At 70.3% G+C, this 11,547-nt stretch carries 11 protein-coding genes; 7 read left to right on the forward strand and 4 right to left on the reverse strand.

Translation table 11 applies throughout. The features are described 5' to 3' along the window. Positions 1-176 precede the first annotated feature (176 nt). Positions 177-677, forward strand: coding sequence for a winged helix-turn-helix domain-containing protein (locus AC08OX_RS09660; RefSeq protein ID WP_476607495.1), 501 nt, complete (start codon positions 177-179; stop codon positions 675-677). Here the strand turns inward: AC08OX_RS09660 and AC08OX_RS09665 are convergent. Further along, complete coding sequence (locus AC08OX_RS09665; protein ID WP_476607496.1) at positions 644-1,309, reverse strand: 2'-5' RNA ligase family protein; 666 nt, start codon at positions 1,307-1,309, stop codon at positions 644-646. The genes AC08OX_RS09660 and AC08OX_RS09665 overlap by 34 nt on opposite strands. 269 nt (positions 1,310-1,578) lie before the next feature. On the opposite strand from AC08OX_RS09665, the gene AC08OX_RS09670 reads away from it, so the two are divergent. Next, positions 1,579-2,592, forward strand: a complete 1,014-nt coding sequence (locus tag AC08OX_RS09670; RefSeq protein WP_476607497.1) for a Gfo/Idh/MocA family oxidoreductase — start codon at positions 1,579-1,581, stop codon at positions 2,590-2,592. 36 nt (positions 2,593-2,628) lie between these two features. Here the strand turns inward: AC08OX_RS09670 and AC08OX_RS09675 are convergent, their stop codons facing one another. Next, positions 2,629-3,060, reverse strand: coding sequence for a MarR family winged helix-turn-helix transcriptional regulator (locus AC08OX_RS09675; protein ID WP_476607498.1), 432 nt, complete (start codon positions 3,058-3,060; stop codon positions 2,629-2,631). A 348-nt stretch (positions 3,061-3,408) separates the two neighbouring features. Here AC08OX_RS09675 and AC08OX_RS09680 point away from each other — a divergent pair, with 348 nt between their 5' ends. The 3 genes from AC08OX_RS09680 to AC08OX_RS09690 all read left to right on the forward strand — a co-directional run bounded on the left by AC08OX_RS09680 (position 3,409) and on the right by AC08OX_RS09690 (position 7,475). Continuing rightward, positions 3,409-5,172 carry a sensor histidine kinase gene (locus AC08OX_RS09680; protein ID WP_476607499.1) on the forward strand — a complete coding sequence of 588 codons (1,764 nt, stop codon included), beginning with the start codon at positions 3,409-3,411 and terminating at the stop codon, positions 5,170-5,172. Continuing rightward, the gene (locus AC08OX_RS09685; RefSeq protein ID WP_476607500.1) at positions 5,163-5,870 is read left to right on the forward strand and encodes a response regulator transcription factor; all 708 of its coding nucleotides are present in this window, start codon (positions 5,163-5,165) and stop codon (positions 5,868-5,870) included. Before AC08OX_RS09680 ends, AC08OX_RS09685 begins: the two co-directional genes overlap by 10 nt. Before the next feature lie 237 nt (positions 5,871-6,107). After that, a complete protein-coding gene (locus AC08OX_RS09690) occupies positions 6,108-7,475 on the forward strand; it encodes a citrate synthase (protein ID WP_011434559.1) in 1,368 nt (455 codons plus the stop codon). Between the two features lie 103 nt (positions 7,476-7,578). Here AC08OX_RS09690 and serC read toward each other — a convergent pair whose 3' ends face one another. Together serC and AC08OX_RS09700 are read right to left on the reverse strand one after the other, a co-directional pair. After that, complete coding sequence (gene serC / locus AC08OX_RS09695) at positions 7,579-8,703, reverse strand: phosphoserine transaminase (protein WP_476607501.1); 1,125 nt, start codon at positions 8,701-8,703, stop codon at positions 7,579-7,581. Further along, on the reverse strand, positions 8,696-9,805 hold the full coding sequence (locus AC08OX_RS09700) for a citrate synthase 2 (protein WP_476607502.1): 1,110 nt from the start codon (positions 9,803-9,805) through the stop codon (positions 8,696-8,698). Before AC08OX_RS09700 ends, serC begins: the two co-directional genes overlap by 8 nt. Positions 9,806-10,199: 394 nt before the next feature. Here AC08OX_RS09700 and AC08OX_RS09705 point away from each other — a divergent pair, with 394 nt between their 5' ends. Both AC08OX_RS09705 and pdxH read left to right on the forward strand, forming a co-directional pair. After that, positions 10,200-10,595: a toll/interleukin-1 receptor domain-containing protein gene (locus AC08OX_RS09705; RefSeq protein ID WP_476607503.1), complete on the forward strand. Its 396-nt coding sequence runs from the start codon at positions 10,200-10,202 to the stop codon at positions 10,593-10,595. 83 nt (positions 10,596-10,678) lie between these two features. After that, the gene (pdxH, locus tag AC08OX_RS09710; protein ID WP_476607504.1) at positions 10,679-11,500 is read left to right on the forward strand and encodes a pyridoxamine 5'-phosphate oxidase; all 822 of its coding nucleotides are present in this window, start codon (positions 10,679-10,681) and stop codon (positions 11,498-11,500) included. Positions 11,501-11,547 lie beyond the last annotated feature (47 nt).

Below are 11,547 nucleotides of genomic sequence, written 5' to 3' on the forward strand. Positions count from 1 at the left end.
GAACAACATCGGCCCCGCCCTCCCCCGCCGCCGCTGGTGAGAGACACCGCCACCATCTTCGCGCCACCGCGCCGCGTACCCGGCGGACCCACCGGCCAGAACGCTGACACGTCGGCGGCATCTCGCCGCCCACCCGATCTTCGGTGACCGAGAGAAACCTGACCGAAAGGCCAGTAATGCCCCCGCAGACGACCGTCCTCCCGTACCGGACGCCCCACACCGCGCCCTCCCGTGCGGCGTCCGTTCCGGCGGCGTCCCTTCCACGACCGTCCCTGCCACGACCGTCCCTGCCCGCGACGGCGCCCGCGCACACGCCCGACGCCGGCCTCCGGACCGGCCAGTGGGAGATCGCGCCGCCGCCCCAGCGCGGGGTGTGGGTCGACCGCACCGCCTGGCTCGCCACCGTTGACGGCCGGACCCTGCAGCTGACCTACCTGGAGTTCGAGGTACTGGACTTCTTCGTCCGCCATCCCGGGCAGGCGTACAGCCGGGAGGCACTGCTCTGCTCGGTCTGGGGCCATCAGGTCGACGACGAGTCGGCTCCCGACATCCGCACGGTGGATGTCCTGGTGACGCGGCTGCGGCGCAAGCTCGGCCCGGAGCACCGGGACCGTATCGAGACCATCCGCCGCGTGGGCTACCGCTACCGCCCGGCGGATCCCTCGACCGACGGTTGACCACCGACGAGGTCCCAGACCGTCTCCGCCCGGTAGGTGGGGGATGATCCGGACTCGCCGCCGCCCGAGCTGCTCATCAGGATGAGCCGCTCGACGCTCCAGGGCAGCGATGGGACATCGGCACGCAACAGCTCGACGAGCGGTTGCAGTGCCCGCCCGCGTCCGTCCGGCACCCGGGCGAGCGTCAGATGTGCGCGCAACGGACGGGTGTCCCGGCGGGCCGCCCCGGCACGCTCGGCGGCCCGCCGGACCCCGACCGCCAGCGCTGTCAGGCGTGGGCTGGCTCGCGAGCCTGCCACGTCACCGGCGGCTGCGGCTGCGGCTGCGGCAATGCCGTCGACGGATGCGTCCGCGGTCACCGGCGGTGGCTGCCGCACCGCGGTCCACAGCACCCGATCGCCGAACCGTCCGCCGCCGACCGTCTCGACGGCGAACGGGCCGTGCCGGCGTGCCACCCGCGCCAGTCTCACGCCGAGCTCGGCGCGCCGGTCGTCCGGCACCGGCCCGAGGAAGGCGAACGTGACGTGCCACTGGTCCGGCGTGGTCCAGCGCAGATCCGCCGCCGCGGCGCGCGTCCTGCGCACGGCCGCGAGCAGCGCCTCGGCGACCTCGGGGGGTGGGACGGCCGCCACGAACAGTCTGGTTGCCAGCTCAACCTCCCTGGAACGACAGGCTCCCTCTCCCTGGGGCGGACGACAGGCTCCCTGGGACGGACGACAGTCTCCCTGGGACGGACGACAGTCTCCCTGGAGCGGACGGCAGTCTCCCTGAGCCGAGACGAACAGTGCGGCATGGACCTGCTCCGGGCCCGGATGGCGAGCGCTCGGCCTCCGATCGGTTCTCGGCGACAATCGGGTTGACCGGCGACCCTCGCCACCGGACGGGGAGCACTATCAATGCTGTGACGACGCTCCCCGATCTGGTGCCGCCGCGCGATCCCGCCCTTTCTCAGGCCTGGCGGGAGCTGCGTCGCGTCGTGCGTCGGCGGCAGCCGGACCTGCCCCTCGCGATGGCCCTGGTCACCGACGGCTCGGACATCACTACCGCCGAGGTGCTGCGCGATGCCGGGGTCGACGTCGTCGGTCTCCTCGCCCCGGAGCCGCTGGAGTCCCTGGCCTGGGCCGCCGAGGCGGGTGTCCGACGGGCGTACGCCGATCTGCTCACCTTGCTCTCGGACGACATCGAGGCGGTCTGCGTGGAGATACCGCCGCCCGCGTCCGACATCGTCGCCCGGCAAGCGGCCGAGATCGGCCTGCACGTACTCCTGGCCGGGCCGGCGACCGTCGAGGCCGAGGCCCTGCGCGCGGTCGCCGACCTCGCCGAGGAGGGTGATCTCGCCCACGTGGTCGCGCTCGACGGGCGGGCCTGGCCGGCTGCCACCCACGTCGCGGCGACCGTTCCCTCCCTGGGCCGGCTCACCCAGATGACCGTGGTGGGCGCGCCGAACGGGCCCGCCGGGCGGGTCGAGATCATCGACCTGGCGATGCGCTGGTGCGGCGAGATCCTCGCGGTCTGCGCCGATCCGGCCGCGATGCCCGCCCCGGCGCTCACCCCGGACGCACCGGTGACGCTGGCCCTGCTGGCGGCGAGCGGCGCGACGGTCCTGATCAACGAGCAGATGGGCGGGAACCTCGGCACAGCCACCCTCACGGTATGCGGCGACTCCGGACGCATCGTCGTCCGGGGCCGTCTGGTCCGCCGCCAGGACGACAGCGGCATCCGGGATCTGATGATGCCGACCGTGCCGACCTCCCGGCCGGGGCTGGTGGAGGCCACCTACGACGTGGTGCGTGCCACCGAACTCGACGACGCCCGGCTGGTCCGCGGCGCCACCTTCCACGACCTGCTCACCGCGAACCACCTGATGGCCGCCGCGCAGACCTCCCATCAGCAGGGCGGTTGGGTGGAGCTCTGAACGGCGGTTGGAACGATGCTCGGATCGGCGGGCGGCCTACGAGCCGGCAAGCGCGTCCAGGATCGGTGCGGCGCGGTTCAGCGCGGCGATCTCCTCGTGTGAGAGCTCGGCCAGCCGATCGGTCAGCCATTCGTCCCGGCGCCGACGGTCGTCCTCGAGCAGGGCTCGACCCGCCTCGGTCACCTCGGCGATCACCTGACGGCCGTCGGTGGGATGCGGCCGGCGCTCGACGAGCCCGGTGACGGCCAGATGCGCGATCACCCGGGTCATCGACGGCGGCTGGACGCGCTCGTGGGCGGCGATCTCCCCGAGCGTCATGGGGCCGTGCCGCTCCAGCGTGGCAAGCGCGGAGGTCTGCGTGGGGGTGAGCCGACTCGACCGTTCCTGGCGCATGCGCCGGGAAAGCCGCATCACCGACAGGCGCAGCGCGGACGCGAGTTCGGCCTCACGTGCCGTCTCGGTCTCCATCTCACGACGGTACTCGTTAGCGACACTCAGAAACGAATGACATTCTGGTGAACCGCCGAAAACAGCAGGTGGTGGGTCGGCCACCCCCCCAGCGGCAGCCGACCCACCACCACAGGCGGCCTCTCGCGAGCTCCGGCCCCCGAAGGCCCGGTCCCGAAGGCCCGGTCGCCGAGGGACACCGACCCGTTTCTCCCAGCCTCCACCTTCGATGCCACCGCTGGCTTCGGGGGCAGCTCCAGAGTTCTTCGGGGGGTTGCCGCCGGGAGATTAGGGGGGAACCCTCAAAACCCGTGGTCGCCATGTGCGACGCTTGTTCGGTGAGATTCCGGCTACATACGGTGGATTGAGGTGCCTCATCCGCGTGTACCCCGCAGGCTGGCCGCCTGCGCCGCCCGCCACCGCTCATGGTGCTTCGGCATCGGGGGCGTGGCCACCACGGCCGGAACGGTCGCCTGCCAGTGGCCGGCATTCTCCGACAACCCGGTGACGGCGGGCATCAACGTCTCGGTGGCGCTCACCTTCGTCCTCACCGGAGTGCTGCTGAACGGCGAGGACGCGTTGGGCAGCGCCACCGGAGCCATGATCTTCAGTGGTCTGCTCTGGGCACTGACCTGGACCGTGGCGTGGGACGAGGGTCCGTCGGCTTTCATCTCCACGTTCGCCTACACGCATTTCTGGGTCTGTCTCGGCTGGGGCGCGCTGCGATATCCGGTCGGGCGATTGCAGAGCAACCGCGAGCGCGCCCTGCTGGCGAGCGCCGTCCTCCTCATCCCGGTGGCGAACCTGGGACTGGTCGGCATCTCCGACCCGACCTGGTTCGGATATTCCCGAAATGTCTGGTGGTATGGCTCGCCGATCGACCGGGATGCCTTCGAGGAGATCATCTGGGTCCTCGACAGCCTGACCCTCGTGCTGGCCGCGGCCTTTTTTTGGGTCGTCCGCGTGCGGCTGCGCCGCTACTCCGCGCTCGACCGCCGGATCTTCGGACCGGTCGCCATCGCGCTGCTGATCGCGTTCACCCTCGCCGCCACGGTCAACATCTTCGTCTGCAAGCCCAGCGGAGCCTACGTCCCGCCGGCCTTCATCCTCATCGCGCTCGCGCTGCTGACCATCCCCTTGGCCTTCGCCGCAGCGGGCGTACGCCGCCAGCTCGCCCGCGCCCGCATCGCACAGATCCTGGCGACGCTGCCGATGCCGCCGACGGTCCCGGCCGTACGGGACATCCTGCGTACGGCTCTGCACGACGACTCCGCCGAGCTCTTCCTATGGATGCCGCAGGAGCGGCGGCACGTCGACGCCGACGGCGCCACGGCCACCCCGCCCCGCCCCGGAGCCGGCCGGCTGCTCGTGCCGGTGACGACCTCGTCGGGCGCGCCACTGGCGCTGATCTCCGCCACCGCCGCCCAGGAGCGCAACCGCGACCTGGTCACGGTCGCCCTGCAGGCCAGCGCCATGGCGCTGGAGAACGCCCGGCTGCACGCCGCCGTGGCCGCGCAGCTGGACGCCGTACGCGCCTCCCGGGCCCGCATCGTGGAGGCCGGCCTGATCGAACGGCGCCGCCTCGAGCGCGATCTGCACGACGGCGTCCAGCAACGGCTGCTGGCCCTCGCCACCAGACTGGGACTCGCCCGGACAAAGACCTCCGACCCCGATACGATCTCTGCCATCGAAGCCGCTCGCGAGGATCTGCATCATGCTCTCCAGGACCTGCGCAGTCTGGCCCGGGGAATCCACCCGGCCATGCTGAGTCAGGGTGGGCTGCGCCCAGCCCTGGAGGTGGTGATCGAGCCCCTTCCCGTCAAGGTCGAGTTCGACATCCCGACCGTCCGGTTCGAGCCGATCCTGGAGGCCTGCGCCTACTACACGATCTGCGAGGCGCTGACGAACACGGTCAAACACGCCGGGGCGGCCCAGGTCCGGGTGACGGTCCGGTGTGTGGACGGCGGCATCCTGATCGAAGTCACCGATGACGGTAAGGGCGGTGCCGTCGTGGTCGAGGGTGGCGGGCTCGCGGGTCTCGCGGACCGGGTACGTGCGCTCGGCGGCGACCTGAGCATCGTCAGCCCGTCCGGCGGCGGCACCCGGCTGACTGCGAGCATCCCGTGCGGGTAGCCGTCGCGGACGACTCGGCCCTGTTCCGCGAGGGGCTGGCCATGCTGCTGGCCGCCGCGGGAGTCGAGGTCGTCGCGCAGGCCGGGACTGCGGACGAGATCATCGACCAGCTCGCCGGCAGCCGGCCCGACGCCGTCATCCTGGACATCCGGATGCCTCCGACGTTCACCGACGAGGGGCTGATAGCGGCCGAGACGATACGTGCGGCTCATCCCGCGATGGGCGTCCTGGTGCTGTCCACGTACGCCGAGACGCCGTACGCGCTGCGGCTGCTGGGCGACGGGGGCGGCGGCATCGGATATCTACTCAAGGACCGGGTGGACGACATCACCGCGCTGCACGACGCGTTACACAGGGTGGTCAGCGGCCGGCTCGTCGTCGACGAGGAGGTCATCGCCGGCCTGTTGGCCCATCGCCGGCGGGCCGACGAACTGGAACTCCTCACCGCCAGGGAGCGGGCCGTGCTCCGGCACATGGCCGAGGGACGATCGAACCAGGGCATCGGCGCCAAACTCCATCTGGCGCCGAAGACCGTCGAGAACCACGTAGCCAACGTCTTCACAAAGCTGCGGATGCCGGCCTCCGCGGACGACAACCGTCGGGTGCTGGCCGTGCTCGCCTGGCTCCGAGCCACCGGCGGCGAGGACCGCTCCTCGCTCTGCGAGGAGCGGTCCACCCGGTTGGGCGAGCCGCGGTGACCATCGAAGCGTGATTCCAACCCCGAGCGCAGCCACGGGAGACTCTGTCCCACCGGGGGTGGTGTAGCACACGTGGGACGGAGCTCACCGATCACGGGCATGTGCAGGCACGAACGGCCAAACTTGGGAACAACCATGTGAGCCAGCGAACCGGCGTGAGCGCTCCGTACCCGGACGCGCGCCCCGACTTGGGCTAGTGCCGTCATTGCGGCACCGCCACAGCGAGAGGAGCCCGGCGTGTCCGAGCAGGTCAGCACACTGACCGTCACCGACAACCGCACCGGAAAAACGTATGAGATACCGGTTACGGACGGCGCGGTACGTGCGAGTGCGTTTCGCTCGATCAAAACGAGCGACGACGACTTCGGGCTGATGACGTACGACCCCGCCTTCACGAACACGGCGAGCTGTAGGAGTGCGATCACCTACATCGACGGTGACGCCGGCATCCTGCGCTACCGCGGTTATCCGATCCAGGAGCTGGCGGAGAAGAGCAGCTTCCTCGAGGTCGCCTACCTGCTCCTCGCCGGCGAGCTTCCCTCCGCCGAGGAGCTGTCGACCTGGGAAGACGAGATCACCCATCACACCCTGGTCCATGAATCGATCAAGAAGTTCATCGACGGCTTCCACCACGACGCGCACCCGATGGGCATGCTGGTCTCCACGGTGGGTGCGCTGTCGACCTTCTACCCGGACGCCAAGACGATCGACGACCCGGGGCTGCGCCGGCTGCAGATCGTCCGCCTGATCGCCAAGATCACGACATTGGCGGCGTTCTCCTACCGACACTCGGTCGGTTTCCCGTACGTCTACCCGGACAACGACCTGTCCTACGCCGGCAACTTCCTCAACATGATGTGGAAGGCCACCGAGCTCAAGTACGAGCCGGACCCCAACCTGGAGCACGCCCTCGACGTGCTGTTCATCCTGCACGCCGACCACGAGCAGAACTGCTCGGCCAACGCGATGCGCGCGGTCGGCAGCTCGCAGGCGGACCCGTTCTCGGCGGCCGCCGCCGCGATCTCCGCGCTCTACGGTCCGCTGCACGGTGGCGCCAACGAGCAGGTGCTGCGGATGCTCTCGGAGATCGGGTCGGTCGAGAACATCCCCGCCTTCATCGCCCAGGTGAAGGACGGCAAGAAGAAGCTGATGGGCTTCGGCCACCGGGTCTACAAGAACTACGACCCGCGGGCCCGGGTGATCCGGCAGGTCGCCGACGAGGTCTTCAAGGTCACCGGCACGAACCCGTTCCTCGACCTGGCCATGGAGCTGGAGCGGATCGCGCTGGAGGACGAGTACTTCGTCGCGCGCAAGCTCTACCCAAACGTCGACTTCTACACCGGCATCATCTACCAGGCGATGGGCTTCCCGGTAGAGATGTTCCCGGTGCTGTTCGCCATCGGCCGGATGCCGGGATGGCTGGCGCAGTGGGAGGAGGGTCTACTCGACCCCGAGCAGAAGATCGCCCGACCGCGCCAGCTGTACATCGGCTACGATCAGCGGTCGTATGTCCCGATCGACGACCGTAGCGGGGTCGGGGACAGCGGGATCGACCCGATCGCGGCCCAGGCGGCCCAGGCGGCACCGGAGCGCCCGCTGCGCTGACCGGATGCGCCCCACCGGGGCCGCGGCGCCTCCCGCGGCCCCGGCCCTTGTGGTTGGGCTGGCGGCTCCCGCCGGTTCCCGGCGCCTACAGGTGCTCGACCGCCTACAGGTGCTCGACCACGTAGTCGATGCTCGTGGTGAGCGCCTCGACGTCGGCCGGCTCGACCGCCGGGAAGCAGGCCACCCGCAGCTGGTTGCGGCCGAGCTTGCGGTAGGGCTCGACGTCGACGACACCGTTCGCGCGCAGCACCTTGGCCACGGCGGCGGCGTCCACCCCCTCGAAGTCGACCGTCACGACGACCTGCGAACGCGCGGCCGGGTCGGCGACGAACGGTGTCGCGTAGGAGGTCTTCTCGGCCCAGGTGTAGAGGATGGACGACGATTCCGCGGTCCTCCGCACGCACCAGTCCAGCCCGCCCTGGGCGAGCATCCACTCGATCTGGTCGGCGAACAGGAACAGAGTCGCGACCGCCGGGGTGTTGTAGGTCTGGTCCTTGGAGCTGTTGTCCCGGGCTGTGGTGAGATCGAGGAACGGCGGGATCCACCGGTCCGTCGCGGCGATCTCGGCGAGCCGGTCGATCGCAGCCGGGGACACGAGCGCCGTCCACAGGCCGCCGTCGGAGGCAAAGCTCTTCTGCGGCGCGAAGTAGTAGACGTCCACCTCGCGCACGTCGACCGGCAGCCCGCCGGCCCCCGAGGTGGCGTCGACCAGGTGCAGAGCGCCGTCGTCCGCACCCACCGGCCGGCGGACCGGACGGGCGACACCGGTCGAGGTCTCGTTGTGCGGAGTGGCGTAGACGTCGATGCCCGCCTCCGGCGCCCAGTCCGGATGCGTACCGGGCGGCGAGGAGATCACCGACGGCGCGGCCAGGAACGGCGCGCCCTTCGTCGTGTCGGCGAACTTGCCCCCGAACTCGCCGAAGACGAGGTGCTGGGAGCGGGTCCGGACGAGGTTGAAGGCTGCCGCGTCCCAGAAGGCGGTGGCGCCGCCGATCCCGAGCACGACCTCGTAGCCCTCGGGCAGGGAGAACAGCTCGGACAGGCCTGCCCGCACCCGGCCGACCAGGCTCTTGACCGGCTTCTGCCGGTGCGAGGTGCCGAGGTAGGTCGCCCCGCTCGCGGCGAGGGCCTCGACCGCCTCGGGACGGATCTTCGACGGGCCACAGCCGAACCGGCCGTCCCGGGGACGCAGCCGGTCGGGCAGCACGATCGCGGGAGCGTCAGCCACGGCTGACCCCCGGCAGAACGTCACCGAGCGGGCGCGGAGTGGGGCCCACGTACCGCGCGGACGGGCGGATCAGCCGCCCGGTGCGTTGTTGTTCCAGGATGTGGGCACTCCAGCCGGCGGTGCGGGCACAGGTGAACATGGACGTGAACATATGGGCCGGCACCTCGGCGAAGTCCAGCACCACCGCCGACCAGAACTCGACGTTGGTCCGCAGCGGGCGATCCGGGAACCGATTGGTCAGCTCCTCGATCGCGGCGGCCTCCAGGGCCTCCGCCACCTCGTAGCGGGTCGAGCCCAGGTCACGAGCGGTCCGGCGCAGCACCCGGGCCCGCGGGTCCTCGGCGCGGTACACCCGGTGCCCGAAGCCCATCAGGCGCTCCTTGCGGTCCAGGGCGCGGCGGACGTAGCCGAGGGGGTCGCCGGTGCGCTCGACCTCGTCGAGCATCGCGAGCACCCGGGACGGAGCACCGCCATGCAGCGGACCGGACAGCGCACCGACAGCGGCCGACAGCGCCGCCGAGGCGTCCGCGCCGGTCGAGGCGACCACCCGGGCGGTGAACGTCGAGGCGTTCATGCCGTGCTCGGCGGCCGAGACCCAGTAGGCGTCCACGGCCTGGACGTGCCTGGGATCCGGCTCACCACGCCAACGGATCATGAACCGCTCGGTTATCGTCCGGGCCCGGTCAACCTCCTTCTGCGGCACCGCCGGCTGACCAAGGCCCCGCGCGGACTGGGCGACGAACGACAACGCCACGACCGATGCCCGGGCAAGATCGTCCCGCGCCTGCTCCGGGGTGATGTCGATCAGCTGGCCCAGGCCCCAGTAGGGCGCGAGCATCGCGAGCGCGCTCTGCACGTCCACCCGGATGTCACCGGAGTGCACCGGGACCGGAAAGGGCTCGGCCGGCGGCAGTCCGGGCTCGAACGCCCCGTCGACCAGCAGCCCCCAGACGTGGCCGTAGTCGACCTTGCCAACAAGGTCTTCGATGTCGACGCCGCGGTAACGCAGCGCGCTACCTTCCCGGTCCGGCTCGGCGATCTCCGTCTCGAAGGCGATCACACCTTCCAGACCGGGCTTGAAATCGCTTGTTTTCTCGGCCATCGAGTCCGGATCTCCGCTTCTGTCTCTTGGTCCCACCGGTTCTGTCTCTATGGTCCCGCCGGCGGCCCGTCCGCGTCCTGCTTCGTCGGTGCTGCTCCGTCCGATCCTGCCGTGAGGCCTCCCAGCGCGCCAGGGCGCAGGTGCCCCGCGATGCTCCATCCAACCCTTATCTGGGGCCGACAGCGCACAGACCGACGCACCGGGCAACGCGAAACCCATAAAATATGACGTAAGTCACAGCATCTTTATCTATTATATTACTATTTATACGAATATGCCGAAAGTCGTGAACGGAAAGTTTGGTCAACTGAGATCATTCCGCGCTACGGTCGGGCCTCGTGCCTGGAACGCCTGACCGGCGGCAGTCACGCAGCGCGAACACGGCGGGAGGATCATGGCGTTCGTCTTCATCAGTCATCGCGCGGCGGACATCGCACCCGCCGAACGGTTGGGCCGGGCGATCAGCGCGGCGGGGCACGCGGTGCACCTGGACCGTTGGGAGATACGCATCGGCGACACCGTGTCCATGTTCATGAATGAGACGCTCGCCGTCGCCGACTTTCTCGTGCTCGGATACTCAACGTTGGGAATCCACGCGCCGTGGATCGTCCAGGAATGGCTGCCCGCGCTGGCCGATGATCTCGCAGCTCGCGGTATCACCCTGGTACCAGCATTGTTGTCGGGGTCGTCGGGCGGCGACGCGCCATATCGGCTGGCCGGCCGACGGTGCACCGACCTCACGGTTCGCTGGGACCTCGGCGTCCGCGAGATCCTGGCTGAGCTCTCCTGACCGGGACGACGGACCCTGGCCCGGCGGGATCACTCTCGGGGCCGTCCCACTGGGGTGCGCGGCCTGCCTGGCAGGATTGGGGCGTGGCCCCAGCCTCCGCTGCCGACGAGCCGCCGGTGGGCGGTCCGGACCCGGACGTCCCCGATCTGGACGTCCCCGATCCCGCCCTGCTCCGCCAGGGCTACCGCGCCGGTCGTCTGGAGCCGGAGCATCTCGCGCCGACCTGGGTCGAACAGTTCGCCGCCTGGTTCATCGACGCGGCCACCCCCGGGGTAGGCGTTCCGGAGGCCAACGCCGCCGTGTTCGCGACGGCATCCGCCGCCGGGCGGCCCAGTGCCAGGACCGTGCTGCTCAAGGGGTTCGACCAGCGGGGCTTCGTGATCTACACGAACTACACCTCGCGCAAGGGCCGTGAGGCCACCGAGAACCCCTTCGGCTCGCTGGTCTTCCCCTGGTACGCCCTCGAGCGCCAAGTCGTCGTCATCGGATCGATCGAGCGCGTGAGCCGGGCCGAGACGGAACGCTACTTCCAGTCGCGTCCGCATGGTTCGCAGCTCGGCGCCTGGGCCAGCCACCAGTCGACGGTCATCGAGTCCCGTACGGTGCTCGACGACCGCGCCGCCGAGCTCGCGGCCCGTTGGCCCGAGGGCACCCGGGTGCCGACACCGGAGTTCTGGGGTGGGCTACGCATCGTGCCGGACACCGTGGAGTTCTGGCAGGGCCGCGCGGACCGGCTGCACGACCGGCTGCGGTACCGGCGGGTGTCGGTACCGGCCGACGGCGGCGGCACGGACTCCCTCGCCGTCGCCGACCCGGACGCCACCGGTGTCCGGGGCTGCGATGCGGGCGGCGGCGTCCCGACCGCGGCCGGAGATCTCTGGGCCGTCGAACGCCTCGCCCCTTGAAGTCTCGCCGATCTTGGGAGAACTTTGGCTGAGCTTGTCGTTTAACC

Source organism: Frankia sp. CoBUL1, from assembly GCF_978021245.1.